At 38.3% G+C, this 26,640-nt stretch carries 28 protein-coding genes and 3 pseudogenes; 12 read left to right on the top strand and 19 right to left on the bottom strand.

Annotated elements, in window-relative coordinates:
- The first annotated feature begins 6 nt into the window (after positions 1-6).
- On the top strand, positions 7-849 hold the full coding sequence (locus tag OLD84_RS02735) for an aldo/keto reductase (protein ID WP_209461603.1): 843 nt from the start codon (positions 7-9) through the stop codon (positions 847-849).
- A gap of 73 nt (positions 850-922) precedes the next feature.
- On the opposite strand, the gene OLD84_RS02730 is transcribed toward OLD84_RS02735, so the two are convergent.
- The 4 genes from OLD84_RS02730 to OLD84_RS02715 all read right to left on the bottom strand — a co-directional run bounded on the left by OLD84_RS02730 (position 923) and on the right by OLD84_RS02715 (position 3,721).
- A complete protein-coding gene (locus OLD84_RS02730; RefSeq protein ID WP_209461602.1) occupies positions 923-1,267 on the bottom strand; it encodes a hypothetical protein in 345 nt (114 codons plus the stop codon).
- 43 nt (positions 1,268-1,310) lie between these two features.
- Positions 1,311-1,871: a DUF6036 family nucleotidyltransferase gene (locus tag OLD84_RS02725; RefSeq protein WP_209461601.1), complete on the bottom strand. Its 561-nt coding sequence runs from the start codon at positions 1,869-1,871 to the stop codon at positions 1,311-1,313.
- 194 nt (positions 1,872-2,065) lie between these two features.
- Entirely contained in the window at positions 2,066-2,773 is a 708-nt protein-coding gene (locus OLD84_RS02720; RefSeq protein ID WP_209461600.1) for an EcsC family protein, read from the bottom strand.
- Between the two features lie 108 nt (positions 2,774-2,881).
- Positions 2,882-3,721 carry a nucleotidyltransferase domain-containing protein gene (locus tag OLD84_RS02715; RefSeq protein WP_209461599.1) on the bottom strand — a complete coding sequence of 280 codons (840 nt, stop codon included), beginning with the start codon at positions 3,719-3,721 and terminating at the stop codon, positions 2,882-2,884.
- A 148-nt stretch (positions 3,722-3,869) separates the two neighbouring features.
- Between OLD84_RS02715 and OLD84_RS02710 the strand changes: the two genes are divergently transcribed.
- Positions 3,870-4,856, top strand: coding sequence for an acrylyl-CoA reductase family protein (locus OLD84_RS02710; protein ID WP_209461598.1), 987 nt, complete (start codon positions 3,870-3,872; stop codon positions 4,854-4,856).
- Positions 4,857-4,894: 38 nt separating this feature from the next.
- Here OLD84_RS02710 and OLD84_RS02705 read toward each other — a convergent pair whose 3' ends face one another.
- The 4 genes from OLD84_RS02705 to uvrA form a co-directional block, all read right to left on the bottom strand.
- A complete protein-coding gene (locus tag OLD84_RS02705; RefSeq protein ID WP_209461597.1) occupies positions 4,895-6,634 on the bottom strand; it encodes an ABC transporter ATP-binding protein in 1,740 nt (579 codons plus the stop codon).
- A gap of 67 nt (positions 6,635-6,701) precedes the next feature.
- Positions 6,702-7,430, bottom strand: a complete 729-nt coding sequence (locus OLD84_RS02700) for a MerR family transcriptional regulator (RefSeq protein ID WP_209461596.1) — start codon at positions 7,428-7,430, stop codon at positions 6,702-6,704.
- A 54-nt stretch (positions 7,431-7,484) separates the two neighbouring features.
- Positions 7,485-8,351 (bottom strand): Hsp33 family molecular chaperone HslO, encoded by an 867-nt coding sequence (locus OLD84_RS02695; RefSeq protein WP_209461595.1) that lies wholly within the window; start codon positions 8,349-8,351, stop codon positions 7,485-7,487.
- 109 nt (positions 8,352-8,460) lie between these two features.
- Positions 8,461-10,950, bottom strand: a complete 2,490-nt coding sequence (gene uvrA / locus OLD84_RS02690) for an excinuclease ABC subunit UvrA (RefSeq protein ID WP_209461594.1) — start codon at positions 10,948-10,950, stop codon at positions 8,461-8,463.
- Positions 10,951-11,144: 194 nt separating this feature from the next.
- Here uvrA and OLD84_RS02685 point away from each other — a divergent pair, with 194 nt between their 5' ends.
- Entirely contained in the window at positions 11,145-11,846 is a 702-nt protein-coding gene (locus OLD84_RS02685; protein ID WP_209461593.1) for a MerR family transcriptional regulator, read from the top strand.
- A gap of 51 nt (positions 11,847-11,897) precedes the next feature.
- On the opposite strand, the gene OLD84_RS02680 is transcribed toward OLD84_RS02685, so the two are convergent.
- The 3 genes and pseudogenes from OLD84_RS02680 to OLD84_RS02670 all read right to left on the bottom strand — a co-directional run bounded on the left by OLD84_RS02680 (position 11,898) and on the right by OLD84_RS02670 (position 12,843).
- Positions 11,898-12,350 (bottom strand): nucleoside deaminase, encoded by a 453-nt coding sequence (locus tag OLD84_RS02680; RefSeq protein WP_209461880.1) that lies wholly within the window; start codon positions 12,348-12,350, stop codon positions 11,898-11,900.
- A gap of 102 nt (positions 12,351-12,452) precedes the next feature.
- Positions 12,453-12,554 (bottom strand): annotated as a pseudogene (locus OLD84_RS02675) (nucleotidyltransferase substrate binding protein); the annotation flags it as partial.
- 106 nt (positions 12,555-12,660) lie between these two features.
- Positions 12,661-12,843: a nucleotidyltransferase substrate binding protein gene (locus OLD84_RS02670; RefSeq protein ID WP_264917268.1), complete on the bottom strand. Its 183-nt coding sequence runs from the start codon at positions 12,841-12,843 to the stop codon at positions 12,661-12,663.
- Between the two features lie 626 nt (positions 12,844-13,469).
- Here OLD84_RS02670 and OLD84_RS02665 point away from each other — a divergent pair.
- Positions 13,470-13,952: a DUF6978 family protein gene (locus OLD84_RS02665; protein WP_209461592.1), complete on the top strand. Its 483-nt coding sequence runs from the start codon at positions 13,470-13,472 to the stop codon at positions 13,950-13,952.
- A gap of 25 nt (positions 13,953-13,977) precedes the next feature.
- Positions 13,978-14,748 (top strand): DUF1828 domain-containing protein, encoded by a 771-nt coding sequence (locus tag OLD84_RS02660; protein ID WP_209461591.1) that lies wholly within the window; start codon positions 13,978-13,980, stop codon positions 14,746-14,748.
- Positions 14,749-14,848: 100 nt separating this feature from the next.
- Here OLD84_RS02660 and OLD84_RS02655 read toward each other — a convergent pair whose 3' ends face one another.
- Complete coding sequence (locus OLD84_RS02655) at positions 14,849-15,118, bottom strand: zinc ribbon domain-containing protein (protein WP_209461590.1); 270 nt, start codon at positions 15,116-15,118, stop codon at positions 14,849-14,851.
- A 16-nt stretch (positions 15,119-15,134) separates the two neighbouring features.
- Positions 15,135-15,317: pseudogene (locus OLD84_RS02650) on the bottom strand (acetamidase/formamidase family protein); the annotation flags it as partial.
- A 118-nt stretch (positions 15,318-15,435) separates the two neighbouring features.
- Here OLD84_RS02650 and OLD84_RS02645 point away from each other — a divergent pair.
- The 4 genes from OLD84_RS02645 (at position 15,436) to OLD84_RS02630 (ending at position 16,800) form a co-directional block, all read left to right on the top strand.
- Positions 15,436-15,657 (top strand): helix-turn-helix transcriptional regulator, encoded by a 222-nt coding sequence (locus OLD84_RS02645; protein ID WP_209461589.1) that lies wholly within the window; start codon positions 15,436-15,438, stop codon positions 15,655-15,657.
- A 19-nt stretch (positions 15,658-15,676) separates the two neighbouring features.
- Positions 15,677-16,051 (top strand): hypothetical protein, encoded by a 375-nt coding sequence (locus OLD84_RS02640; protein WP_209461588.1) that lies wholly within the window; start codon positions 15,677-15,679, stop codon positions 16,049-16,051.
- A gap of 30 nt (positions 16,052-16,081) precedes the next feature.
- A complete protein-coding gene (locus tag OLD84_RS02635; RefSeq protein WP_209461587.1) occupies positions 16,082-16,267 on the top strand; it encodes a hypothetical protein in 186 nt (61 codons plus the stop codon).
- A gap of 368 nt (positions 16,268-16,635) precedes the next feature.
- Positions 16,636-16,800 (top strand): hypothetical protein, encoded by a 165-nt coding sequence (locus OLD84_RS02630; protein ID WP_209461586.1) that lies wholly within the window; start codon positions 16,636-16,638, stop codon positions 16,798-16,800.
- Between the two features lie 141 nt (positions 16,801-16,941).
- On the opposite strand, the gene OLD84_RS02625 is transcribed toward OLD84_RS02630, so the two are convergent.
- The 4 genes and pseudogenes from OLD84_RS02625 to OLD84_RS02610 form a co-directional block, all read right to left on the bottom strand.
- Positions 16,942-18,540 (bottom strand): ABC transporter permease, encoded by a 1,599-nt coding sequence (locus OLD84_RS02625; RefSeq protein ID WP_209461585.1) that lies wholly within the window; start codon positions 18,538-18,540, stop codon positions 16,942-16,944.
- Positions 18,540-19,454, bottom strand: a complete 915-nt coding sequence (locus OLD84_RS02620; RefSeq protein WP_209461584.1) for an ABC transporter ATP-binding protein — start codon at positions 19,452-19,454, stop codon at positions 18,540-18,542. The genes OLD84_RS02625 and OLD84_RS02620 overlap by 1 nt, the downstream gene beginning before the upstream one ends.
- Positions 19,451-20,098, bottom strand: coding sequence for a TetR/AcrR family transcriptional regulator (locus OLD84_RS02615; RefSeq protein ID WP_319961836.1), 648 nt, complete (start codon positions 20,096-20,098; stop codon positions 19,451-19,453). Before OLD84_RS02615 ends, OLD84_RS02620 begins: the two co-directional genes overlap by 4 nt.
- A 221-nt stretch (positions 20,099-20,319) precedes the next feature.
- Positions 20,320-20,703 (bottom strand): annotated as a pseudogene (locus OLD84_RS02610) (lysophospholipid acyltransferase family protein); the annotation flags it as partial.
- Positions 20,704-20,924: 221 nt separating this feature from the next.
- Between OLD84_RS02610 and OLD84_RS02605 the strand changes: the two are divergent.
- A complete protein-coding gene (locus OLD84_RS02605) occupies positions 20,925-21,593 on the top strand; it encodes a GntR family transcriptional regulator (RefSeq protein WP_209461581.1) in 669 nt (222 codons plus the stop codon).
- Between the two features lie 45 nt (positions 21,594-21,638).
- Here OLD84_RS02605 and brnQ read toward each other — a convergent pair whose 3' ends face one another.
- Positions 21,639-22,994: a branched-chain amino acid transport system II carrier protein gene (brnQ, locus tag OLD84_RS02600; RefSeq protein ID WP_209461580.1), complete on the bottom strand. Its 1,356-nt coding sequence runs from the start codon at positions 22,992-22,994 to the stop codon at positions 21,639-21,641.
- Positions 22,995-23,528: 534 nt separating this feature from the next.
- Here brnQ and ytvI point away from each other — a divergent pair.
- Both ytvI and OLD84_RS02590 read left to right on the top strand, forming a co-directional pair.
- Positions 23,529-24,659: a sporulation integral membrane protein YtvI gene (gene ytvI / locus OLD84_RS02595; RefSeq protein WP_209461579.1), complete on the top strand. Its 1,131-nt coding sequence runs from the start codon at positions 23,529-23,531 to the stop codon at positions 24,657-24,659.
- 247 nt (positions 24,660-24,906) lie between these two features.
- The gene (locus tag OLD84_RS02590) at positions 24,907-25,509 is read left to right on the top strand and encodes a Uma2 family endonuclease (RefSeq protein ID WP_209461578.1); all 603 of its coding nucleotides are present in this window, start codon (positions 24,907-24,909) and stop codon (positions 25,507-25,509) included.
- A gap of 176 nt (positions 25,510-25,685) precedes the next feature.
- On the opposite strand, the gene OLD84_RS02585 is transcribed toward OLD84_RS02590, so the two are convergent.
- On the bottom strand, positions 25,686-26,381 hold the full coding sequence (locus tag OLD84_RS02585) for an RluA family pseudouridine synthase (RefSeq protein WP_209461577.1): 696 nt from the start codon (positions 26,379-26,381) through the stop codon (positions 25,686-25,688).
- Positions 26,382-26,640: the final 259 nt, after the last annotated feature.

Raw genomic sequence — 26,640 nt, 5'->3', positions numbered from 1 at the left:
TTGGCTATGAGTAACCCAATTCCAGAGATCACACTTAATGATGGCATGACGTTGCCAGCTGTAGGTTTTGGTACATATAACCTCAATGGAAATGAAGGTGCTAATGCTATAAACAATGCCATGGAAATAGGATACCGACTAATTGATACTGCTTATAATTATGAAAACGAAGGTACTGTAGGTGAAGCCCTTAGGCGCAGTTCTATTCCAAGAAGCGAGTTAAGAATCACATCCAAATTACCAGGTCGTTATCAAACATACGATAAGGCAGTTACTACCATTCAGGAATCTTTATACCGCGCAAATCTGGATTATTATGATTTATATCTTATTCATTGGCCAAACCCGAAACAAGATACTTATGTGGAAGCTTGGCAAGCGTTAATTGACGCAAAAAAATGGGGATTGATTCGTTCCATTGGTGTATGTAATTTCTTACCTGAACATATCGAGCGTTTAGATAAGGAAACAGGTGTTAAGCCAAGCATCAATCAAATAGAATTACATCCATTTTTCAACCAGGAACAGCAAAGAAAATGGCACGAACAGAATAACGTCCAGACACAATCCTGGAGCCCATTAGCCCGAGCAAATGCAGTCTTACAACACGAAACGATTCAAAAGATTGCCGATCATCATAACAAGACGATTTCACAAATTATTTTACGCTGGCATTATCAACTCGGGGCAATTTCAATACCTAAATCTGCATCCCCTGAACGGCAATTACAAAATATATCTATTTTTGATTTTTCGCTTGATGATACAGAAATGAGTACACTCGCAACATTGACTCGTCCTGATGGTAGAAATAAAGATCAAGACCCTGCTATTTATGAGGAATTTTAAAACATTTAAAGCGCATCACTTGTATGAATAAGTGATGCGCTTTATTTATGTGCTAGTAGAATGAGAGACCTTCTTATTTTTTTGCCTTAACTAATTTAATTGGTTGCTGATTTTGCGTTTTTTCAGCCACATACGCTTTCGTAGCAGCAGTTCGTTTAGAAGAAACTTCTAAAGCTCTAGCGTTAACATAAAGCATTTTTGCTACATCATTTACTCTTTCTTTATTCTCATCCGGAAGGTGTTCCTCAACAACCCTTTTTGTATTCAATAAATCTAAAAAGGGAGTTACAGTTTTAAGCTGATCAGCAACTAATAAGGATAAACTTACAGTAGTTTTACGATAATCGGTCCCACCATGAAGTAATTCTTGAGATTGTTTATTTATTCTTTGATAAAAATCTTTATAACGATACGTCATGATGGTACCTCCCTTTTTGTTTATTAATACCTCTAATTTTATATTATATACTTCTTTGACGGAAAATGTTATCCAATTGATGAACATTTAGATCTGGATCATTCGGATTTAAAAGCTCAACTTTATATTCATTAACCATCTCGAGCAACTTCCCTTTATCACAAGCGTCTAGAAGTGGCGTGTTTTCCAAATCATCAAGATCCTTTTGCCTTTTTGAGAATATTTTACAACAGGCTAATATTTCAATGTTTGGTACAAACAGGTTAATATCACTAAAATCCTGGTGTATTTCGTACAAATTATCTTTTTCTTTAAGATCTTCTAATGGAGGAACCTCCATGATCCCACCCACTAAATGAATATTTGATAAATCCAAACTTTCCTGCAGTAAATCCATATCGGTAGTGGATATAGTTTCTACATCAATATCATTTGTTGAACGAAAATTCATACCATTTAATATTCCAAGTGTTATCATAATAGCAGAGCCACCCATCAACACTATCTCAGCATGTATATTTTTTAAGATACAATAATTATCAAGATAGTACATTGCTTCTATGATTTCCTTTGAACTATCAAAATGTCGTTTTTTATCCATCATTTATTGTCCTCACCGTCATCTATATTAACTCAATTATAACACTAATTCTCCGTTTGCAGATAGATTAAAAGCATATATAATAACTTTCTATCAAAAATTTTACGTGCTAACCCAACACATGTGGATCACCTAAACTTCGGCAATTCTGAGGCTCAGGTTGTCTTTTATGATAAAACGTCCGAAAATCGCACCCTTCATTGCAAAAACCGCAATCGATACGCATTCATCGCTGTTTCTCCCAGTGTATCAAGTAGGTTATGATTCGCATATGCTCCTACAATTGCGCCAAACCCTGGAATCAATTGCAGCATTTTAATCAGGTCAATATAATCTCGGTACTCCTGTTGAAACACCCGCCAATCCATATCCATGAGCTTTCCCTTTTCTGATTCCCAATTAGATATAATACGAAAGGTTTCCCTCCGTTTCTCATCACTTGAAAAGGCAAGCTGGAACACATGCAGTATAAACAAACGCTCCTCATATTCATTTGGATCATAGCCATACACAGAAGCCGCTTCAAATAAAAATTTCATCTTTATCGATAAAAGCAACGGAAAATCAGCAAACCCTAGGAAAATACCTCCTGCACCAGTTCCCGCTCCTTCGATAACCGCTGTTTTCCGGTAAGATGTCAGCTTTTCCTTCATGAGCTCATCTCTGTCATACAAACTTACTCCAGCTGGTTGCGGTTTTGCCTTGGTAATATTCGATCCGACCAAGGTCGCCTTTACCATATTTTTTATACTCTCAGTGATAATGTTATGGGCTTTCTCGGGAATCATTCCGTTCACTTTTGTTTGTGCTTTCTTCGATACCTGGTTGAAAAGACTAGACCGCTTCAGAACTTTTTTCCGCCACAGTTTTATATCCTCATAAACCTTCACTTCATATTCTGTCACTCGAACCATCCTCTTTTTTTCCACAATAAAGTACACGTTATTCTATGGAAAAAGATTCATTTTTGCTTTTACGTAAGGAGTGTGATAAGCGCATCTATGAACATCACTTTAATTTTTATCAAGTAACTGTTCTGTTTCTGTCACAAGCTGCCCCAGTAGATTCACGCCTTTTCTAGTATTATTTTTATCCGAAGATAGTAAACGAATAGCGTTGTCTATTCTCTCCTTGTAGTTTTTCGGTTTTATTGAAAAATGCTCAACCATCGCTACAGCTTTTTTCTCATTAATGCAGTATGTTTCATTCGCAGCAAATAGAACTTGATTCAAACAGGAAACCACCCTGAAGCAATGCCCGGCGACATAGGAAATATCATCTTTATCCACGTTATCATCTGCAAACATGAAGGAAAAAGATGCTTCGAACATAAAATAGCCGATAATCGCATCTTTCAAGGATTCAGGATAAGGTATTGTCTTCGCCTGTAATGCCGCAAGTTGATTTGTCGGATCAGCTACGATGCTGCAAATCGAAATTTCACCCATATACATCACATTTAAGTAGGCATGAGGATGACCCGTGTGATAGTGGGAAGAAATGGATCCTGATAGACAATCCTCTATCACAGTCTCCACTCTATTCACATCACGAAAAATAAGATCCACATGATAGCCTTCGACAACAATCCAGCCACCACCATTGATCCAGGATCCCCACTCACCTAAAGATGTTACTAGATTTTTCCGATTCTCGTCATCCAGTTTTGTAGCAGCTTTCCCAACTGCATTAGTATCAAATCCAGCTACTTCGTCATAATAAATCCCAATATCAATATCAGAATCAGGTCGATGCGTGTCCCTTGCTCTCGAACCACCTAATACTACTCCGACAATTCCCGGTATTGTTTCGAGTTCCTTACTTACAAGATGAATGACTTCTCCCACAGTCATGATAATTCAGCTCCTTCTTTTTAGACAGGAATATCTGCTACATATTGTGGCATATATTACAAATGAATGCGAATGTGTTTTGCTCCGGTATAAAAAGGAAATATGATATGGTATAGCTATTCTAATAGAAAAGGATGGGATCATTAAAATGGACACTTTTCAAGCGCTTGTGTTAGATAAAGAAAATGAACAAACCAATTTAGAAGTGAAAAATTTAACGTTGGATGATTTACCTGAAGGAGATGTAACCATACAGGTTGCTTACTCTAGCATTAATTATAAAGATGGGATGGTCGGTATAAAAAATCAAATGGTTGGATCTTATCCTCACGTTCCAGGCATTGATTTAGCAGGGACCGTAATCGATTCCGCTGATGGAAGTTTTAAAAAAGGTGATGAAGTTATTGTTACAAGCTATACTTTAGGAACAGGGCATTTCGGTGGGTTTAGCCAGGTTGCGAGAGTTCCGAAAGATTGGGTTGTTTCGCTACCAAAAGGTTTATCACTCAAAGAGGCAATGATCCTTGGCACAGCTGGACTAACAGCTGGTTTATCGATCCAGAGGCTCGAGGACAATGGCCTAAACTCAAGCAAAGGATCCGTACTCGTTGCAGGTGCTACAGGTGGTGTCGGCAGTCTTTCTGTAGACATGCTAGCTAAAAAAGGTTACAACGTTGCAGCAAGCACTGGAAAAGCCAGTGAAGCCGAATACCTAAAAAAATTAGGTGCAAAGGAAATTATAGATCGGGAAGAAATTACCGATACAGATGGAACGCCAACCAGGAAGAAAAAGTGGGCAGCAGCTGTGGATCCAGTTGGCGGCCAAACCCTACAATATATTTTAAGTACGTTAAAATACGATGGTTCTGTCGCCACATCTGGTTTAGCAGGCGGTGTAGCAGTATCGACTACAGTCCTCCCGTTTATCTCTAGAGGAATCAACTGGCTTGGGATTGATTCGGTTCAATGCTCGATGGAAATACGCAAGAAAATCTGGAACCGGTTAGCAGATGATTTAAAACCTACATTTCTTAATGAAGACATTGTCAGTGAAGTACCATTGGAGGAAGTACCAGGCGTATTAGAAGAAATTCTGGAAGGGAAAGTTCGTGGACGGACGCTTGTGAAATTATAAAAATAATTCAGGGGTCTGTCCAGACAGACCCCTTCAAGTCATGATAACTGTTGTTCCGCAAACTCACGGTACAACTCGTGGGTATTGATCAATCCCTGATGCGTCCCACTTCCTGTTATCTTTCCTTTTTCTATAAAAATGATCTTATCGGCATCTGTAATGGTCGATAATCGATGTGCAATAACAAAGGTTGTACGCCCCTCCATCAACCGAGTTAGCGCCTGCTGGACAATCTTTTCCGATTGACTATCCAAGCTAGCTGTAGCTTCATCCATCATAAGAATTTCAGGATCCCTTAGAAAGGCACGTGCAATGTTAATCCGCTGCCTTTGCCCGCCTGACAGTTTCACACCACGCTCCCCGACTTTCGTGTCCAATCCTTCTGAAAATGCCTTAATAAATTGGTCGGCATAAGCCATTTCAGCTACTTCCCATAATCGATCATCTGGTATACTTTCTGATTCACTTAATCCATAGGTTAAATTTTCGCGAATGGTTCCTGCCATCATCGCACTTTCCTGAGAAACATATCCAATTTGATCGCGCCATGATTTCATCGATAGGTCCGTTATCGATGTGTCACCGATCCGTATGTCTCCTGCAGTTGGTTCATAAAACCGCTCAATCAGACCGAATAATGTAGTTTTACCGCCACCACTTGGCCCGGCAAAAGCAATCTTTTCACCAGGACGGGCTTCAAAGGACACCTGTTCAAGTACAGGCTCCTTGTCATTATAGGCAAAAGATACATTAGACACATGAACAGTTTCACTTGATATATCCTTCTCCATACCACCCTGTCCAGCTTCCTGAGGCAATTCCAGAATACCAATAATCCGCTCTGTTGCCCCTTTCGCCTTTTGTAACTGGGTGAAGAACATCGCAAATGTTGTAATTGGCATAATGATTTGGAAAAGATAAAGTAAAAATGCCACAAGCGAACCTGTCGACATCGATCCCTCAGCAACTCGTATACCGCCATATCCAATGATCACCACGACAACGATCATGATAATTAGATACATAAGCGGGCCGATCAGGGCAAAGATCCGTGCTTCCTTTAATCCAAACGTGAGTAATTTTCCAATGTCTGCTATTCCTTTTTTCTCTTCAACAGGTTCAGCAGTTGAAGACTTCATGAGACGGATCTCAGCAAGGGTTTGCTGAATGTTCCCTGTAAAAGTTGCTGTTTCATCCTGCAATCCACGTGAAATTTTTGCCATCTTACTACCAAGCGGGATCATCAGAGCAACCGTAAACGGCACAGCAATCAGCATAATTAATGTCATTTTCCAATCCATAATGAGTAGGATCGTCACTGCCCCTATAATGGAAATAATCCCTGTTATAAATTGCGGGAAGTGCTGTGAAATCAGATCTTTCACAATCCCCGTATCATTTACAACACGACTCACGGATTCACCGCTTGCATTTTTGTCAAAATAACTCACTGGCATCCGAATAAGCTTTAGCCACATAGACTCCCTTAGTCGTGCAACGATTTGCTGCCCAACTGAAGCTAGTAGATAAGTAGAAAAACCATCAATAATTGCTTGTAAGATAAAAGCCGCTCCAATGGCAATGATGATCGTAGTGCTTATAGATTCCATGGAGAAGCCATCTACTATTTCCCTTGTCAGTAAGGGGATGGTGAGTCCTACAAGTGTTGTGATCACACTTCCGATTAAGCCTAATGTCAGGGCCATTTTCGGTATATTCGTTGATAATAAAAGGGAAATAAAGGCTTTAAGGCCTTTATCACTTTGTTTCTCTTTCATAATATAACTCCTATCATTTAAGGGTATTTAGAAAAAAGCGGGAAAATTTTTCACCCGGACTTAGTAATTAATTATCCTGTAAAGCCGCTTCAATATAACGATATATTTGATGGTCTACTCCGTGCTGTAATTCATTTCCAGGGTTTTCAGCATGAAATTTTTCAGCTTGCTTCTGTATATCTGGGTCACTTCCTGTGAATGAGTAGACAATGTTACTCCATTTTTTTGCTAATTCTTGCACCTTACTATTCTTAGGAGATGTGCCTTTTTCTTTTTCCAAACGAATCTCTTTTAAAATCACTTTAAATTCTTGCTCTACCTCTTTTATAGTATCTTCATCAGCTTGAACATAATAGCTTTTCATAATGTCTAATTGCTGTTTTGTAAAATATTTTTCTTGATTCATTTTCATTGCCCCTAGCAATTTTGTTAATTCTTCTACGGACATCACTCTTTTACTACGTACCGTTTTAAGGGCACTTTCTAATTCATATAGTAATTTCTGTTGAACTTGTATATCTCCTTTTATTCGATCTATTTGAGTTTCTATGATGTCCGTAGCAGCATTTTTTTCTTTGTTCATAATTACAGCCTGTATATCATCTAAAGACAAACCAATTTGTTTTAAAGATAAAATCTGTTGTAGATTGGTCAAATCTGGTTTTGTATAAAGACGATGCCCGGATTCTGTATATTGAGATGGAGAAAATAATTGTATTTGATCATAATATCTAAGGGTTCTTATCGTTAAACCCGTTAGTGTTGCAAGTTCTCCCACTTTCCAGTATTCTTTCATGCGCATCACTTCCTTATAAAAATGTAGTTTTAGACGTTTACTTAGTGTAATAAATTAAAGAAGTTCTTGAATTTCGCTTTGGCCAAAGCTATATGTCCTTCCACAGATTTGACAGACCGTATCAATAGGCTCTTTTTTATTAATCGCTTGCTTTAAATCGTCTCTACTTAATGAATGAAGCATCCCATAAAACATTTCTTTTGAGCATCCGCAGAAAAATTGAACTGGACTATATCCAATCACTTTTACATCCTTAAATAGTTTCCTCAACTTTTTTTCACTATTGTTAGCCCTGAAATTTACGAAGCGGTTAAAGAATTCTTGATTCGTATTAATGGTGTGTTTTACTTCATCAAGAAGATGGATGGGAGCACCGGGAAGCAATTGGGCGTATATAGCTTTACTGAATAGAAGACTATTATCATTTCCTAATTCAATATTGGCTCCTATATATGTTTGAGTCTGCTCGCTCTGTTTGAAATAGTGTGAAATGTCATCAACAATGTTTCCGTAAGGCATATCAGTAATGCCAGTAAATTGATTCATTTCTGATCCCTTTATCACACGAATAGTTCCTTTATGACCAATAAAATATTCTAGCGATACATTATTAATATCATCAAAAGAAGTTTTCAGTAATTCTTCATTGAGGTAACCACGTACATTTCCTTTCGCATCAACATCAGCAAAGACTTTATACTTGGGGTCACTCATCGTCATTTGAAGACTTATTCTTTGATCTCCTTTTAAGGTTCCTGAAATTAAACTCACAACAGATACGGATTTTCCCAATATGAGTTTAAGTAGTCTGTTTGTTACCTTGCTCTGACTCAAAATTTCATTAATTAATTTCGTGTTGTCAACAAAATATAAACGAACTTGTTTATCATATATCAGTGTCTTAACAATTTTATTTTCCAATTTACTGTCTTCCTTTCCCTTACTTTCAAGATTGTTAAGTCCACTATAATACATGACCTTACGTAAGGTTCAAGTGTAATTTAACGTTTTTTGTTTGGGGGACAGATCCCTAGAAAAAGGCCCCTAAGAAAGCGCCAGTATGAGAAGCTTTTACAGTAGCGACTTCCTCGGGTGTCCCTTCTGCAACAATTTCTCCTCCTGCTTCTCCTCCTGCTTCTCCTCCTTCTGGTCCAATGTCAATAACCCAGTCGGAGTCAACAATGATGTCACTGTTATGTTCCACAACAATAATCGTGTTCCCTGCATCAACAAGCTTATTTAATAGCACCAAAAGCTTTTTCACATCGCTGGGATGCAACCCCGTCGATGGTTCATCCAATATATAAAGGGTGTGTCCATTATTCTGTTTGCTCAATTCCTTTGCAAGCTTAATCCGCTGGCCTTCACCTCCAGATAAAGTTGTAAGTGATTGACCCCACTGCAAATAGCCAAGTCCAACCTCATTTAACAAATGGATCATCTTTGAAATTTTCTTTTGATCATTGAACAACGGTAAACTCTCCTCAATACTCATGTTAAGAATATCGGAGATGGTATGTTCTTTATAAGCAACGGTCAAAATTTCATCCTTAAATCTTTTACCATGGCAGGCAGGACAACGAGCTTCTAAGTCAGGCAGAAAGTGCATATCAACCGATACGACGCCAAGGCCTTCGCACTTCTTGCATCTTCCACCAGTAGTATTAAAGGAAAAATCCTTCGCAGTTAAGTTACTTTGTTTCGCTTCTGGTAATTTGGAAAATAGATTTCGTATGAGTGTAAACACATCTGTATATGTAGCAACATTGGAACGGCGCATTCTGCTTAATGGAGACTGATCAACTGTAATCATCTTTTCAACTTCATCAAATCCAGTAATTTTTTCACATCCGCTATAATGATTGCCATTCATACCCGATGCAAGGAGATCATATAGCAAAGTTGATTTTCCAGATCCCGATACGCCAGCAACAGTAACAAAACAACCTAATGGAAGAGAAATGGTTATATTTTTCAAATTATGCTTATAAGCGTTGTGGATGGTCAGTTGATGACCTGTACCTTTACGGCGGCTTTTGCCTATAAAGCTACTTTCTCGCAAATGCGCCCCGGTCACGGAATCCTCCTGCCCCTCTAATTCCTGTAAACGTCCCTCTCCGACGATTGTTCCGCCGAGCTGACCAGCACCGGGACCCATATCAATAATATGATCGGCGTCCTGCATCACTTGAATACTGTGCTCAATAACAAGGACGGTATTTCCTAAGTCACGAAGCTGCTGCATTACTTTTACTAGCCCTTTTGTATCCTTCGGGTGCAGGCCTGCGGTTGGTTCATCAAGAATATAGAGTACCCCGGTAAGACCAGACCCGAGAATGGAAGCTAATCGCAGCCGCTGCGCCTCTCCACCGGATAGCGATACAGCCTGTCTATCCATGGAAAGATAGCCAAGACCTACATCAATTACCCTTGTCACTTTAACAATCAAATCATGCAGCACTGTCTCGATGATCGATTCGTCTTCCACGATTTTACCTTGAAGACTAGTCAGCCATTCAAGCATTTCTTTTAACGACGCTTGCGCAATTTCGGTAATGCTTGAACCCGCCACTTTTACAAGTCTGCTTGCTTCCTTTAACCGTTCACCATCACAATTATGGCATGGTTCTTTGAAAAAGAGTGCAGCCTCGGCTGTATCTCCGTCTTTTTCTTTGTATCTTCGCCAGATTCCGGTTAGTACTCCTTCAAACTTCCCTGTACTAACTGTTTTAGGGGCTTTAATATCTGGAAAATGCGCAGAAAAAATTTCACTTTCTACTCCATAATATAAAAGGTCTCTTAGAATTACGCTGTGCTCCTTCAATGGAAGATCGGCATCAAATGGAATATCATAGTATTTAGTTGCTACTTCTAATATGCTTACTTGGTATTTCATATAGGAATCATACCAGACAAGCACTGCTCCATCACTTATACTAAAATCCTCATTAAATACTGCCTTCGTATTAATTTCGGCCACTTCCCCAAGTCCTCCACAAGTCTCACAAGCTCCCTCTGGCTTATTGAAGGAAAAATGAGATCTTGATAATCTTTCCATTTCATGGTTACAAGCTGAACAATAAACGTATTCGGTATAATCTGGAACTTCTTCAAAAATGTGAACTTCTTTGTTTTCAAGCTGAGGTTTGACCTTCGTTTGACATTTTGGACAAGTACGTTCTCCCAACTTTTCATAGATAAGACGCAAATACGTATACATATCCGTAACGGTTCCTACCGTGGAACGAGGATTTCGATTTGTAATTTGCTGCCCGACACCAATAGATGGAGATAATCCAACAATTGATTCTACTTTTGGTTTACTCCATGTATCCGAGGCCATGCCGCTGGATTCCATATACTGACGTTGACATTCCCGCTGCAAAATATCCAGTGCAAGCGTCGATTTCCCAGAGCCTGATGGGCCTGTCAGAACAACCAGTTGATGCTTAGGGATGTCCAGTGAAATATTTTTCAAATTATTTTCCCTGGCACCTTTGATTGTGATTATATCTGTCATTTGAATACCTCCTGCTTTTCTTCTTAGCCTTACTAACCCATCATACAACACTAATGCAAGTGCTAGTGTTGTATGAAAATGTGATTGTAATAGCAACCTTTTATCCTGCTTACTCGTCACGGCACTTTAAGGATTTTTAATAATGTTTAGAAGGTGTTATAATAGTTCAACCAAACGGTGAGGTGAAATAATAGATGTACTACAAACCAATCGATATTGCCAAATCATTGAATATCACAACAAGTGCTTTGCGCCATTATGAAGCCTGGGGAATCGTACCTATTCCAGAAAGAGCATTAAATGGTTATCGCCTCTATACAGAAAAACACGTTGCCTATTTTCGCTGCATTCGAGCGATGTATCCGGGATTTGATATGGGGATCACTAAAAAGATAATGAAGCACATACAACGCGGAGAAGTAGACGAAGCATTTTGGATTGTTAATAAAGAACAGGCGGATCTACAACAGGAAAAAGTTCTAACCGACCAGACACTCACACTCCTCCAGAACCCAAATTTAATAGATATTAATGAAAAACAAACGAAGAAAGAGATGACCATTGGGGGTGTGGCCAAATTAGCTGACGTACCGCCATCAGCAATTCGGCACTGGGAAAAAGAAGGATTAATCACCCCAACCCGCAATCCAGAAAATGGTTATCGGACATTTAACCGGGTGCATCTGCGGCAAATCCTTGTCATTCGTGCACTCCGAAACTTGATTCATTATCTAGAGAATATAAAGCCTGTCGTAAAAGCAATTGAACACCAAAGCATTCAACAGGCAAAAAAGGTAACTGAAGATGCGCTGGTGGGCATTAATATACGAAATCGCAGCCAATTTCATGGGGTTCATGAGCTGTATCAATTATGTAAAGTTATTGGATTGATCTAAAAAGGAGGCTGTCCCTAGGTACATTAAGGTACCTAGGGACACAGCCTCCTTCTACTTTCGCTCTTCCCATAATTTCATTGGATTTTCTTGCCCTTCATTCAATGGCATCTGTATCATTGATAGTGCTCGTTCTGATTTCGGCTTTTGCATGTCCTCATATATCAGTTTCGCCTTCCCTAACCCCACTTCAACCGCATCTTCAAGTGAAGCACAGTAAAGAACCTTTTCAATCCCAGCAAAGTACATCGCCGTTAAACACATCGGGCAGGGCTCCCCGCTTGCGTACATGGTATAGCCTGATAGATCATTCGTTTGCAATTCTTTCTGTGCTCGTCGAATTGCCAGCAGCTCCGCATGTCCACTGACATCATATGTCTCATGCAGTTCGTTCACACCTTCAGCTATAGCATTATTATCTTTCACAAGTACTGCACCAAACGGCTGTCCACCGTCTCGAACATTTGCTACAGCAAGTTCAACTGCTCTTTTCATAAATTTATCCATTTCAATGACCTCCAGTAAATACCTTTCTTTTAAAAGCATAAAAGTCCTCTTCATTTCAGGAAAATAACCAACGATATTCTCATAAATACTTCTTGCCTTTTCTTCATCATATACATGGGAGGTTTCATTTCTATCACGCAGCATTTGTAACCAGGTATGTTCATTTTGAATCCAATCTATTGTATAGGCCTGTTTTAATGTTTCCCTTGGAGTTTTGGCTTCGACACCTTCTTCTTCAAGTAATCTTTTTAGCGTTTTCTTAGAAAACTTGGCTTATCGCCAAGCTTTATGGCGAAAGCCTTAGTTGCACTTATGCAGTAAGGAAGTTTTTAGACTTTCTTAACTGCCAAAAAAGCTCATATGTAAATTCAAAACGTTGGATAGTGCCATCGATATACAAACTATTGTTATCGTCTTCATTCAGAGCTTCTTCCAGTCTTCCAAGCGCTTTCTCTAAATTAGCTAAACTCTGCATAGACTTTCTTTCAGACATGAAATATTCCTCCCTACATAATAGAACCAGACGAGCTTATTGTTATACGTATTTTACTATAGAGTGAGCTATATGGGCAAACTAATGTGTTACGGAAGGGTGTTAGTTAAAAAATACTGTTTCATCAAAAATAAAAAAGACACCTATACATTTAAGTACAGGTGCCTTTACGAAATTTGTGGCGAAGGACCATGTGTTCACATCCACATGAATTGCCTCATCCTTCGTCTTACACAAATCAGCTCATCGCAAACGTAAGTGTAACATGATTTCAGGTACAAGTCACTACTGGTTTCCTGAAAAACCTCTCGTACCAGCTGGCTACTTCGCCTACCCTCGATCACGCAATCCATGATAAACATCTTCCTTCATACGTTCCCTCACGAAGTTCATCAGCGCTTGATCTTCCAGCATTTTCATATAAAAGTTTTTACTATCTGTTCGGTCTACAACAAAGTCTATGAAGCGCTTATCATAACGAGGTTTAATAGTCTTGGTAATTTCAATTTCGTAAATTCCTTCAATATGTGTTATAATTTTCTAAATACAAGAAATGCTTCGCCGCACACCAGTAATCCTCAGTAAAATTTCTTGGGTATTGTTGAATTTATTATAAGGAGAATACAATGGAGCTAAAAACTATAAATGAAATGATCCTTTCTTTAAAAAAGATCATTAATGAACCCGCCAAAATAAACATACCACCTTTAGGTAACGCTACAAAAATCGAACTAAAAAGTAGTCTTTTTTATTTTTGGATTGATGTTAATCGGAAAGGAAGGTTAAAAAAAAGATGCACACTCCAATTAAGAGAACAACAACATAAAGATCAAGTATTATTAAGGCTAGATTTAGTAGGTCCGCCCCACCAAAATCCACCAGGTGCATACGAGTTAGCCGGACAAACAATTCCTTGCCCTCATATACATATTGCTCACCCCGAATACGGTGATAGCATTGCCTATCCGCTAGAACATAATTATGCTAAGATGTACTTATCAAGGGAAGAATTAGAAGATATGGTCACTTTATTAACAAAGTTTTTAGAGCGCTGTAATGTCGGAAATATAAATGACTATACATACGAAGAACAAATTGAATTACTATAAAAATTAATTGGGAGGTGCATGATCAATGATTGATAATTTAAAAAAGGTATATGATGAGTGGAATAATAAAAGATTAGTCTTGGAAAGCTTCAATGATTTTATTGAAATAACAACACCATTTGTTGATATGCACCATGATTTTATCCAATTGTATTTTATCAAAGAAGGAAGCAACCATTTTAGAATAACGGATGATGGTTATATTCTTAATGAACTAGACATGCTGGGCATTGAAATAAAGCGTTCGCAAAAAAGAAATGACTTCTTTAAAACCTCCTTAAATGTATTTGGAGTGAACCATAATGAAAAAACGGGAGAACTTTTCGTTGCTTTTAGTAATGTGAATGAATATCCCGAAAAACAACACAGGTTAATCCAGTGCATGTTACGAATCTCCGATATGTTACTCACATCCAGAAATTCCGTAATTAGTATTTTCACTGAGGAAATTGCAGAATTCTTTGAGGAACATGATGTACCATTTATCGAAGGCTCAAATTTCACAGGAACTTCAGGGAAACCCCAAAATTTCGATTTTGCATTGCCACGATCAAAAAATAAAAGTGAAAAATTAATAAAAGCAATTAACACGCCGGGTTCGGAAAATTATAGAGATCCATTATTTTCATGGATAGATGTAAGGGATATGCGAAAAAAATCAGACTTCATTGTACTTGCTAATGATATAAATAAACCTGTAACAGAAGGATTTATCGAACCGTTTCGAAACTATTCTATAGAGGTACTTGAATGGTCGAAGCGAAACGAATGGATTGAAGAATTAAAAACAGTTTAATCATTGTAAATCCCTCTCTGATGAACCTGAATAAATTAATTAATGGTGCCTACTAGAGCGACCAATTTTACGTCACTCTGATAGACACCAAAAAAGTTAATTAATGTCCCGCTTGCCACGGCCGCGAAACTCCCTGCTTTTTATTCCTGTTTTTCGGCATGTCATCTTTCCTCACTACTCTGGGTTCCATCCCACGCTCAATCCTGCCTTTTACCTGACTATCCATTCGAAATGTAATTGGAGGTTTGAACATCCGCTTTGCCAAAGTTTTACAATCAGGGCAATTTGCTTCTTGTTTATTTCCGCGAATGCCTTGATACCACAATGTGAATTCGCCGCATCCTTCACAAAAAAACGTGTGATTTGCCATACTTTATTTCTCCAATTTACTTGGGTAAGATATCTTTCTCGAATATATCTTTTGGCAGCGCAACAGTACAACAGGAATTTGGTATATCTACCACACCAGCTAAATGTCCTTTTGCAGGAGCAGAGCTAAGTAACATATACGCTTGTTCTTCCGTAACCCCGTTTGTTTTTAAAAATTCAATTGCATTTAAACAAGCACTTCAATTAAAAGATAAGATATTTCCTGTAGATAATTGATAGACTCACAATGTAAAATGAACTTTACGTACAGCTTGCTTTACGTTATAATTAGAAAGACAGATGAGGGGGGAGGAGTAATTGGAAAACAAATTAAAATTTTATAGGAACAAACATAGTTATTCACAGGAAGAATTGGCAATAAAACTTAGCGTTTCGAGACAAACCATTCTATCCATTGAAAAAGGAAGATATAATCCTTCCCTTCCATTAGCATTAATCATCGCAAAAACATTTAATACATCAGTGGAGAGTATCTTCTCTTTGGATGAAAAAGAATTAAAGGATTTCTTTAATAAATAAAAGGAAGGGGTGTATGAATATGGTGTCAGGTAGATTTTTTTATTCATTTGGTATTCTTTTATTTTTAATTTTTTCTGTAATGCTCGTTATTTCGTTGATGACTAGTACACTTTCTTTGGTTGAAACTTTGCCTTGGGGTGGCATGACATACATGTGTTTTGCAATTGGTTATCTTCAACCTCAAGTTTCCCAGAAGGATGAACGGACGAAATATATTAAACAAAAAGCGATGCAATATTCTCTAACAGCAATAATCGGTTTTACTCTTGTGTTGACAATTGTTTTGCAAACGAATTTATTTACTCTTACATCTACAGAAGTGTTGAGTCTTTTAACCGGCTTCTCTATGATTACAATTTTTTCGATTTTTATTATTGTCGCAAAACGTAATTGAGTACAAATTTAAAAATAACGAGGTGGGTAAATGAGCAGTCTATATTTTGTCGGTGCATTATTGGTTTTTGTTTTTATAACATACTTATTTCTTAAAAACGATTTAGATGAAAATAATAAGCTCACGAAAAAAGGGAAGGTAAAATTTGGAGTGATACTACTCATACTGTTTATTTCAATAATTGCTCTGATGACAATAATTGATGCAAATAGATAGTATTAATGTTCTTTTTTTATGAGGATGGTTGTATATAAAAAATTATTAATAGCATTTCACATTGTTCAAGACATAGTTTCTTTCATAGGGAGGAATGTAATGACATGTTCAAAAAGAATATCTTACAGTAGATTTTCAAGAGATTCCTAATGAATATGATATAATTATTGAACAACTTAAGGCCGTCAACTATTACCTAGAAATGAATGCTGCTCACGGAGCCGCAATTGGCGCAGCAGCTGGAGCGGTTATTAATACGTACACGTCTGGTGTACCTATAATCATCAGAATTAATTACTTAAGTCCTCAAAGCCCAGAGCTGTTCCTACAGTAAGAAATAAACAAATATTTGAAATTGCGGTGATAATATGAAATTCTTACTTATTCTTCTATTCTCAGTAGTTGGTGCTATATTATCAACAATGGTTATCACATATAACTTTGATAATTTAAATGTATTCTTAGAAGCTACAATTGTTGGTATAGTAACTCTACTATTCGGAATTATAGGATATACGTTGAAAAAGGAGTAAGAAGTTTTACTGCTTAGTATAGCAAGTGTCTCATAAGTCGATTTAACTTCTTATGAGACACTCTCTTTAATGAAAATAAATGGATAACTGTTTGAGTTATACATGAATAAAACTCTTATTAACTAAGCTTCAGTAATCCTATCACCCTTCCATATCCCGCTTCCTATACCCAATAAATCCAACAACCAACAGCACAACAGCAGTTACCGTCAGAATGACAACCGGCACCCATTCCATTTCTTCAACGGGTAGTTGCGAAATGTGTCCATATGGTGAGAGCTGTCCGACCCAATCCGGGAACTGGAATAATCCTCCTAAATAAAGAACGATGAAAGAGTAAAATACATAGAGCCAAATGAGACTAGCCAACCTTGGAAGAAAACCGATTAGCAATACAGCTAAACCAATCATGACAAGCATTGCCGGGTAGTATACCAGGGCTGCTCCATATATCGTTCCAAAAGCAAACCCATCTTCCATAACAGCGGCTCCCGCAGCCCATAGACCAATGGCCGTAAGTGAAAGCATAATAAATCCATTCACAATGGAGATAACCACATAACTACCCATCAACCTGGTGCGTGAAACAGCTCTTCCAAGCAGATGTTCGATGCGATTCTTTTTCTCTTCCCCATACAGTTTATTCATTGCCATGATGGGAGGTACCGTGGCGAGTAATGCCATGATAATCATTAACATCGGAATAAATTGCTCTGTTAATGTGTACCCTTCCTCTTCCATTAGCATTTGTTCCATTACCTCGTTGCCTGCAAAAAAGGATTCCAAATCACCCATAATGGATCCATAAGAAATCCCCATCACAAACATACCAATAGCCCAAGCGATTATCCCAGTCCGTTGTAGTCTTAGCGCTAGCCCTATTGGACTTTGTAAAAATGAGGATGCATATTTTCTGCCTGGCCTTGCTGGGAAAAATCCCGCTTCCAAATCGCGAACAGCATTCAAATAATTAGCAAGAATAAATAGAATGATAGATACACCAAGCATCAATACAATTGGCCACCAATTATTCGTGGCATAAGCCTCTGTCTGTGTCACCCAGCCTAAAGGAGAGATCCATGATAATGCTTCGTTACCTACATCGCCAACAGCACGAACAAGATAGGCGATAATGAGTACTGCTATGGAAAAACCAGTTGTACCACGGGAGTTTTCTGAAAGCTGGGCAAATAGGGCAGTTACCCCAGCAAAAAAGATACCGGTTGCCCCTAAAGCTGCGCCATATAGTAGAGACCCTTCCATGCCCATACTTTCGATCCCTAATGCATATAATCCAAAACCAGTGATTAGTGCTAAAATCACATTCGTTATCCCTAAAACAAATAAAGTTGCATTTAGATTAGATAATCGTCCTACCGGTAAGGAACGAACCATCTCGATACGCCCGTCTTCTTCATCTGCTCGTGTATGGCGAGTCACAAGCAGAATACTCATTATCCCAACAACAACTGCTGTAAGAAGCAACATTTGATGTGCCGTCATCGCACCAATGGTATAATTACTTAAATCACCCGGACCCACCATTGCAGTCATCGCTGGATTTTCCATTGTTTCAGCCATACCTGTTCTGTCTTCTTGTGAAGGGTATAAATCTGTAAAAGCAATCGGCACTATCAATGTAAAAAAGACAATTCCGATTAACCATAATGGAATACGAATGCGATCCCGTCTTATAATAAAACGGGAAAGTGCACCGGTTTTTTTCATATTATCTGCCATTAGGATGCACCTCCTGCTCCTGTCTCTTTTTGCTCCCCGCCTTCATAATGACGCATAAATAAATCTTCCAATGTCGGTGGTGCGCTTTCCAATTTCACAATACCGAATTGACTGATATGCTTCATAACCGCGTCCATTTCTTCCGTATCTACTTGAAATGCTAGGCCTTGTTCCTGTTCTTCAATCGCATGAACACCTTTTAACTCATTTAAAGCAGTAATGGCTTGTTTTGTTTCAACTAGCAGATTGTTACGCGTTAAATGACGTAACTCTTTTAATGAGCCACTTTCAATAATGCTACCCTCTCGAATAATGGCGACTCGATCACATAGCTTTTCTACTTCCGATAAAATATGACTGGAAAGCAGGACACTTTTCCCTGCCCTTTTCGCATCCATGACACAATCCTGAAAAACCTGCTCCATCAATGGATCTAAGCCTGATGTCGGTTCATCTAAAATATAGAGATCTGCATCTGATGAAAAAGCAGCGATTAACGCAACCTTTTGCCGGTTCCCTTTGGAATAGGTTCTGCATTTTTTGGTTGGATCTAACTTGAATTTCTCAATCAATTCCTCGCGTCGATTTTTATTATTCCCACCACGCAGTTTCACAAATAGATCAATAACTTCCCCACCTGTTAAGTTGGGCCATAGGTTTACATCACCTGGTACATAGGCAATATGCTTATGTATCTCAACCGCATTTGCCCACACATCCTTGCCAAAAACCTTTGCTTCCCCTTCTGTTGCCTTTAAAATACCGAGCAACACACGAATGGTCGTTGATTTACCAGCACCATTCGGGCCAATGAAACCATAAACTTCCCCTTCATTTACTTCAATATTCACTCCATCTAATGCTGTGAATTTCCCAAATTTCTTTGTTAGGTTATTTACTTGCAGCACACTCATTTGAACTCCCCCTCTTGTTTATAGAAACTTGTTTTTAAAATTTCCAGATATTCATCGAATTCTTCCCAGTATGGTTCTAAGTCGATAAATGATATATTCTGACCTTTAAAGGAATTCATTAATTCATTCTGGTACCCCTCTATCGACCAACGAATAAGCTTATAGATCTTTTCTACATCGACATCATCCCGGAATAAACTTGTATCCACATCATCATATAAAAGAGAATATCCTCTTATTTGTAAGTCTTGCAATCTATTTTCCAACCCTTCCGGTAGTTGCGCTTGATCATCCAAGAAAATATTTCCTATAAAATTACTGACGTCTGGATGATTATAGTAATAGGTTGATTTAACTTGAGCAATTTGTTTCAAACGCTCTACAAAGTCAGATTCCTTTGTATCAATAAGACTGAAATATTCATCAATCATAATGTTGATTGCATAATCGATTAAATAATGATAGAGCTCTTTTTTGTTTTGAAAATAGTAAAAAAGCATGCCTTTTCCTATTCCAGCATTTTTCACAATCCGGTTCGTTGAAGCCTGCTCATAATCGTTCGTTGCAAATTCTTTAAGCGCTGCATTTAAAATTCTTTTTTGTTTACTTTCGTCGAGGTTCTTAAATGTCTTTGTAATAGCCACCAACTCCCCCTTTATAATTTTATATTCATTGTTATTTCTAAATAGACCAACCCGGTCGATTAAAGTGTAGCACTTTAGACCACAATGGTCAACTACAATTATTAGAAAACTTGGCATTCACAACGGATTTCGGTGAATGCCTTAGTTGCGCTTATGCAAATAGGGAAGTTTTTATACTTTCCCATTTGCCAAAAACGGGGCTTATGAAACTATAGACTATGTCAAATCTGCTCAGCCACTGACTCGAGTTCATTCCGTAAATGTTTTAGTTCCCTGTTTCGTTCTTCCATCATGATTTCCATCGCTTCTTTTTTTGGTTGGTTATCTTTGTAAATAATTGGCACACCATAGATAATTCGCGGCTTTTTACGCTTGACCAAGTCGCCGACAGTATTCGGCCCAACATAAGCCACAGGAACGATTGGAACCTTGGAATGGCTAGCGATTGTAACCGCGCCTCGCTTCAATGGGGTTTCTTCACTAGTTCTTGTACCACTTGGGAAAATGCCTACCACCTTATTTTCTGCTAGTAATCTTCTCGGGATTTTGATCGTACTTGGCCCAAGATTCTCACGATCAACAGGAAATGCATGTAGCCTCTCCATTATGATGATAGACTGTTATATACGAAATACATTTTAATCAAACGTGTGATCAATGCTTTCAAAGCGGCAATTTGAAGCAAATAAACATAACGTAATATATTGTATATCAATCTCTCCCTTTTTCTTGTATACTATAACTATACGTATAAAGTAAAACTCCATTCAGTGGGGGTTTTACTGCCAGTTAAACTGCGATAAATTGAGAGTGAGGATGAAGGATAATGCCAATCCCAAGTGACCATTCAAAGCCAATCCGTCAATCTGCCAAGGAAAATGCGTACAACCAGCTTCAGCAATGGATTATTGACGGGACACTGCTTCCAGGTGAGAAGTTAAATGACATGGAGCTCGCTAACGCGTTAGGTGTCAGCAGAACCCCAGTCCGTGAATCATTGCAAATACTTGAAGTACATGGATTTGTGAAAATGTATCCAGGTAAAGCAACACAGGTAACGGAAGTTGAGAAAGAATCAATTAATGACCTCCTCCCCCCTTTAGCGGCATTACAGTCCTTATCCGCTGAATTGGCGATCAACCACCTAACGGATGACATTATTGATATACTCGAAAATACAAATAACCAATTTGCACAAGCCATCCGTTCAGAAAATTATTATGCTGCTTTAAAAACAGATGAGGAATTTCACCAAATCATTGTTGATACCGCAAACAACCCGTATATATCAAGCGTAGTGGACGCACTCCAAGCACATGTTAGAAGATTATTTTTTCATAATTCGATTGTCTTAACGGAGAAATCAATAGACGAACATAAGACCATCATTGATTTAATGAAAAACCTTGACAAACAAAGCGTATCACCAGTTATGAAAGAAAATTGGCTCCGTTCGATTGATGAATTTTATAAAAAGAATAATAAAGAAAAATAAAAGCCAGTACCTCTTTAGACGGGAGGTACCGGCTTTTATTTTGGCTTATGTATGTGCTGCTGTTACGCTACGTACACGGGTGATTATGCCGGTAATTACCGTAACAATTATGGCAGGGAGCAACCAACCAAGCCCTTCGTTATATAAAGGAAGTGTGTTTTCATAAAAGGAAACAATGGGCTGCATCCATGTGAAATAATCTATACCAAGGGAATCGCACAATGCTTTTAATCCATCAAAAGTACTGATTAGAAATGTAACCGTTATTGCTGAAACATACACCATATGCGCATGGTTGAATAAAGGTGACAGGAATGCCAAAAGCATTAAAACAATTGCCAATGGATACAGGAACATTAATACAGGAACCGAATAAGTGATAATGTTCGCCAATCCGAAATTCGCTATCATAAACGTTAGGCTCGCAAAGAAAATGACAAATACTTTGTAACTGAATCTTGGTATTAATGTGTGAAAAAATTGTGCAGAGGCTGTTGTTAAACCAATACTTGTTGTTAAGCAAGCAAGCGTGATAATGATCGCCAATAATATGGATCCAAGTGTACCGAAATAATAAGATGCTGCGTTGCTAAGAACCGGACCACCAGTTTCAAATATTCCAAAAGTTGAAGTGCTCGTTGCTCCAAGAAGGGCAATCCCCACATAGATGGTTGCTAGTAAGAAAGTGGCAACAATACCCGCTTTAGCTGTTGTCATCAATATTCCGTTTTTAGAAGTAACACCCATTGATCGAACTGCATTAATAACGATAATACCAAAAACCAGGGAAGCCAACGCATCCATCGTATTATAGCCTTCTAAGAAACCTTGCATGAACGCTCCGCTTGTATAACCTTCTTGCGGAGGCTCAATAGATCCCATTGGTTGCATGACGACCATGAGTAAAAGGATACCAAGCAGAACAACAATCCCAGGCGCCAATATTTTCCCCACATTATCAACAAGCTTAGCAGGCTTTAATGAAAACAAAAGAGTTACTACAAAAAACAGCAATGTAAAAATGAATAATCCAATTTGTGCATTCCCTTCGCTTACAAACGGCATGATGCCAACTTCGTACGCAACCGTACCTGTACGTGGAGCTGCGAAAAAGGGCCCAATCGTCAGATAGAGCAAAGAGGTAAAGACGATGCCATAGACGGGATGAACTCTGCTTGAAAGCTCCTGTAAATCACGGCTACCCGAAAAACTCATCGCCAAAATTCCAAGTAAAGGTAATCCAACTCCGGTGATCAAAAAACCTACCACTGCCGGCCATAAATTCGTTCCGGCATTTTGACCAAGCTCTGCCGGAAAAATCAGATTTCCAGCTCCGAAAAATAACGCGAACAACATGACCCCAATTACGGAATATGAAGAAAAAGATAGTTTGTCGCCCATAAAAGTTCCCCCTAAGATGTATAAATATGCTCATGAAAGACTAATTTCATATAAGCAATATGCAATATATTAATAGAATCTAGGATACGCCTTTTCTGTGTAAAATGCAATATATTACGCAAAAACTTTTACTGATTTACCTACTTATGAACGACCCCAACTTCACACTCTTAAGGGCTAACTCTCGTGAAAATAAACCATTTTCATTATTATTGGTGAAGTATCCATTGATGATTGGCTGCCCGTTAAACTACGATAAAACAGGGATAAACCGATTCAGAAAGGAGCCTTTAGTGAAATTTCGAATACAGCAAAGTATATATTTACAACTTCACATGATAAAATGAAGGTAACAGGACTAGAAACAAATTGACTCCTGATCAATTAATTTTTGTTGCCTTTTTGAAAGCATAACCTTGGTTATCTGATGACTTGAGGCGAAAAATTTTTATAGTTTTTGTGCGAAATATTGAGTTAGATTTCAGACTTGACATTCTACTTGTTCTATCCATTAAATGAGAGGAGTGCCTTAACGTGAACCATCCAATCATACAAATGATCTTTCGTATATTGCTTATACTATTGCTTACTGTCATTGGACTTTTTCTACTTTTTCACTTCTTAAGGCTTACTTATCCTTTCCTTATTGCAGCTATGTTTGCATTCCTTATCAATCCAATAATTCGCTTATTGGAAAAGCATGCACACTTTCCACGACCGATTGCTGTGTTGACAAGCATTCTTCTCCTCATCGGAATTGTCGGTGGATTCGTGACAATCTTAGTTAAAAAGACGATTGATGGAATCCATTATTTATCGGATTACATACCATCGCAAATTGAACAAATATCCAGTAATGTACAAAGCTATTTTAACCAATATATCTTTCCACTATGGGATCAGGGCATTGGATTGCTTGATAATATAGAGCCTTCACAGCGACAAGCATTACAGGAGGGAATCCAAATTATTGGAAGCAATGTAGCTGCTACACTTGGAAATTTCGGTCAGGGAATCGCTAATGGAATTTCCGCTTTTGTCGGTGCACTTCCTATTACATTTACCGTTATTATATTTTCGATGTTGGCTGTTTATTTTATAAGTAAAGACTCAAAAGGCTATGCAGCAATGTACAAGGACAAGCTCCCATTGACTTTCAGAAAAAAAACCATGCATGTACTTCTTGACTTGAAAGTAAAAGTATTTGGTTTCCTGAAATCACAGATTATCTTGATGACGCTTACTGCAATCATCAGCCTGATTGGATTATTGATACTCCAAGTAGATCAAGCAATAACGATTGCCGTTATCCTTGGGATTATCGATTTAATCCCCTATTTTGGGCCAGGACTTATTTTGATTCCCTGGAGTATTTACAGCTTTTTCACGGGAGATATTTTTCTGGGATTCGGCCTGCTCATTCTTTATGCTTCCACGGTAACTGCCCGCCAGATTGCAGAACCGAAAGTATTATCATCTAGCTTGAAGTTAAACCCGCTGGCTATTCTAGTTTCTCTATTTGCTGGTTTACAGCTGTTCGGTTTAATTGGACTTGTCATTGGTCCGATTATACTAGTTCTCTTTATATCTTTATATGATGCTAATGTCTTTAACGGATTGTGGCGCTTCATTAAAGGTGACTCCGTGGGACAGAGGGACAGTTGAACTGCCCCTCCTCGAGTGGAATAAGTATCCCTGCTGTCCCAGGTATTATTTTAAATGAATCTGCATGATTAAGTGTTTTAGGTTCCGCTTTAACAGTGATGGTGAGAGACGCTTTATGGGAGCGCTTTATGGGAGCGCTTTATGATAGCAGGAGCCTAAACGTTATGATATACTATTATGAAATAAAACTTCGTTCAGTGGGGTTTTCGTTAAACTACGATAAACGAAAAATCGGAGGTGTGTAAAAGTGAGTGATAAAAAGAACAGCCATCAGCAAAACTCCAGTACAGATCTAATAAAAGAAAGCAACCTCACCTATGATGACTATGCTTCCATTGATGACGGCAATCGCTATGAACTAGTTAATGGCAAATTAGAATTGATGAGCCCAGCGCCAACCGTGACTCATCAGATGATCAGCTTTCAGATGCAAAAAGATATTGCTAAAAGCTGTGAATCAGATTATATTATTTTATATGCTCCTGTTGATGTCATATTGGCTAATAATGAAGTAAGACAGCCTGATCTTATACTTGTTCACCGAGAACGAATGAATATTTTAAGCAATCGCGGTGTAATAGGGCCTCCCGATCTTGTTGTAGAGATCCTTTCCCCATCTACATTAAAACGGGATAAAATTGACAAGCTAGATACGTATGCAAACTCCCACATTCCCGAATATTGGATAGTAGAACCTAAGACAGGTATTTTAGAACAATATTCCCTACACGAGGAACAGTATAATCTGATAGATATTTTCCAGAAAGACGAGCAAGTAACCTCTCCCCACGTCCCGTGTATATCTTTCACTATGGCAGAAATAATGAGCACCATTCCTCACTTGGATTAAATAGACACCTGTCCCCCGCCACGCTAGTGCTTTAACGTAGTGAGGGAAATCCCTGATGCATAGCGCCCATTTCACACTTAAATCAAACGTTTGATTAATTATTCATTATATAAACCATAAGAAGGATATACCTAGATTAAGAAACGCCTTTCAGCTGTTAAACCATGCTAGACTAATTAACGGTTCTTATTTGGATACACATCCTGCCAAAGGTTCCAGGGATATTCTCTTGGTGGAAGCGAATCAACTGTAATCCTTTCCTTTTTCGTTGGGTGTTCGAAGGATAAAGAATGCGCCCATAAAGCAATTTGCTGTCCAGGCTGGTTTACATGATATCCATATTTTTGATCCCCATAGATTGGGGTTCCAGTTTCTGCTAGCTGAACACGTATCTGATGCGATCGCCCAGTTTGAAGTTGAACCGATAACAGACTCAATTGTTTCGTTTGGGCTAACGTTTTGTAAGAAAGTAATGCCTTCTTGGCTTGTTTATGATGGGACGGAACCGCATATACTTTATTTTCCTGCTGATTTTTGCTCAGAAAATGCTCCAATTTTGCTTGTTCTCTATCAGGACCCCCTCTTACAACAGCTAAATAACTTCTATCAATCGCCTGCCTCCGCATCACATCGGACATTCGGGATGCTGCCTTGGAAGTTTTCGCAAATACAATTACACCTCCGACGGGGCGATCCAACCTGTGGACAAGCCCAAGAAAGACATTCCCAGGTTTTTGATAACGAACTTTAATATCCTGCTTAAGTAATGTAAGTAAATCTTTATCCCTTGTGTTATCTGCTTGTACAGGTATATTTATCGGCTTTTCAACAATAAGCAAATGATTATCTTCATATAGAATAGGAATTTTCACGTAATCAATACTCCCTCACTTTAGTAAACTTGGCTTATCGCCAAGCTTCATGGCATAGCCTTAGTTGCACTTATGCAGTAAGAAGGTTTTTATGCTTTCTTATCTGCAAAAAATACTACGAGCTTGATCAGCGCCCGCTTCTTACATTGTACTTTCTTTTCCAAATGAAGCAAACATTCTACCCAATATATTATAAATTAAAGAAGCATTTTTATAATTACTTCCATTGATATACCAGTACTAATATAATATCAAATAA

This window comes from Virgibacillus natechei, assembly GCF_026013645.1.
GTDB classification, from domain to species: domain Bacteria; phylum Bacillota; class Bacilli; order Bacillales; family Amphibacillaceae; genus Virgibacillus_L; species Virgibacillus_L natechei.
The sequence above is the reverse complement of the archived record's forward strand: the minus strand, read 5'-3'. Positions and strand labels throughout refer to the sequence as shown.

What these genes read in the sequence shown, in the direction of transcription:
- OLD84_RS02735 (WP_209461603.1), top strand. Translation starts at nt 7, where the DNA reads ATGAGTAACCCAATTCCAGAGATCACACTTAATGATGGCATGACGTTG.
- OLD84_RS02730 (WP_209461602.1), bottom strand. Translation starts at nt 1,267, where the DNA reads ATGACGTATCGTTATAAAGATTTTTATCAAAGAATAAATAAACAATCT.
- OLD84_RS02725 (WP_209461601.1), bottom strand. Translation starts at nt 1,871, where the DNA reads ATGATGGATAAAAAACGACATTTTGATAGTTCAAAGGAAATCATAGAA.
- OLD84_RS02715 (WP_209461599.1), bottom strand. Translation starts at nt 3,721, where the DNA reads ATGACTGTGGGAGAAGTCATTCATCTTGTAAGTAAGGAACTCGAAACA.
- OLD84_RS02710 (WP_209461598.1), top strand. Translation starts at nt 3,870, where the DNA reads ATGGACACTTTTCAAGCGCTTGTGTTAGATAAAGAAAATGAACAAACC.
- OLD84_RS02705 (WP_209461597.1), bottom strand. Translation starts at nt 6,634, where the DNA reads ATGAAAGAGAAACAAAGTGATAAAGGCCTTAAAGCCTTTATTTCCCTT.
- OLD84_RS02700 (WP_209461596.1), bottom strand. Translation starts at nt 7,430, where the DNA reads ATGAAAGAATACTGGAAAGTGGGAGAACTTGCAACACTAACGGGTTTA.
- uvrA (WP_209461594.1), bottom strand. Translation starts at nt 10,950, where the DNA reads ATGACAGATATAATCACAATCAAAGGTGCCAGGGAAAATAATTTGAAA.
- OLD84_RS02685 (WP_209461593.1), top strand. Translation starts at nt 11,145, where the DNA reads ATGTACTACAAACCAATCGATATTGCCAAATCATTGAATATCACAACA.
- OLD84_RS02680 (WP_209461880.1), bottom strand. Translation starts at nt 12,350, where the DNA reads ATGGATAAATTTATGAAAAGAGCAGTTGAACTTGCTGTAGCAAATGTT.
- OLD84_RS02670 (WP_264917268.1), bottom strand. Translation starts at nt 12,843, where the DNA reads ATGTCTGAAAGAAAGTCTATGCAGAGTTTAGCTAATTTAGAGAAAGCG.
- OLD84_RS02665 (WP_209461592.1), top strand. Translation starts at nt 13,470, where the DNA reads ATGGAGCTAAAAACTATAAATGAAATGATCCTTTCTTTAAAAAAGATC.
- OLD84_RS02660 (WP_209461591.1), top strand. Translation starts at nt 13,978, where the DNA reads ATGATTGATAATTTAAAAAAGGTATATGATGAGTGGAATAATAAAAGA.
- OLD84_RS02655 (WP_209461590.1), bottom strand. Translation starts at nt 15,118, where the DNA reads ATGGCAAATCACACGTTTTTTTGTGAAGGATGCGGCGAATTCACATTG.
- OLD84_RS02640 (WP_209461588.1), top strand. Translation starts at nt 15,677, where the DNA reads ATGGTGTCAGGTAGATTTTTTTATTCATTTGGTATTCTTTTATTTTTA.
- OLD84_RS02635 (WP_209461587.1), top strand. Translation starts at nt 16,082, where the DNA reads ATGAGCAGTCTATATTTTGTCGGTGCATTATTGGTTTTTGTTTTTATA.
- OLD84_RS02630 (WP_209461586.1), top strand. Translation starts at nt 16,636, where the DNA reads ATGAAATTCTTACTTATTCTTCTATTCTCAGTAGTTGGTGCTATATTA.
- OLD84_RS02625 (WP_209461585.1), bottom strand. Translation starts at nt 18,540, where the DNA reads ATGGCAGATAATATGAAAAAAACCGGTGCACTTTCCCGTTTTATTATA.
- OLD84_RS02620 (WP_209461584.1), bottom strand. Translation starts at nt 19,454, where the DNA reads ATGAGTGTGCTGCAAGTAAATAACCTAACAAAGAAATTTGGGAAATTC.
- OLD84_RS02605 (WP_209461581.1), top strand. Translation starts at nt 20,925, where the DNA reads ATGCCAATCCCAAGTGACCATTCAAAGCCAATCCGTCAATCTGCCAAG.
- brnQ (WP_209461580.1), bottom strand. Translation starts at nt 22,994, where the DNA reads ATGGGCGACAAACTATCTTTTTCTTCATATTCCGTAATTGGGGTCATG.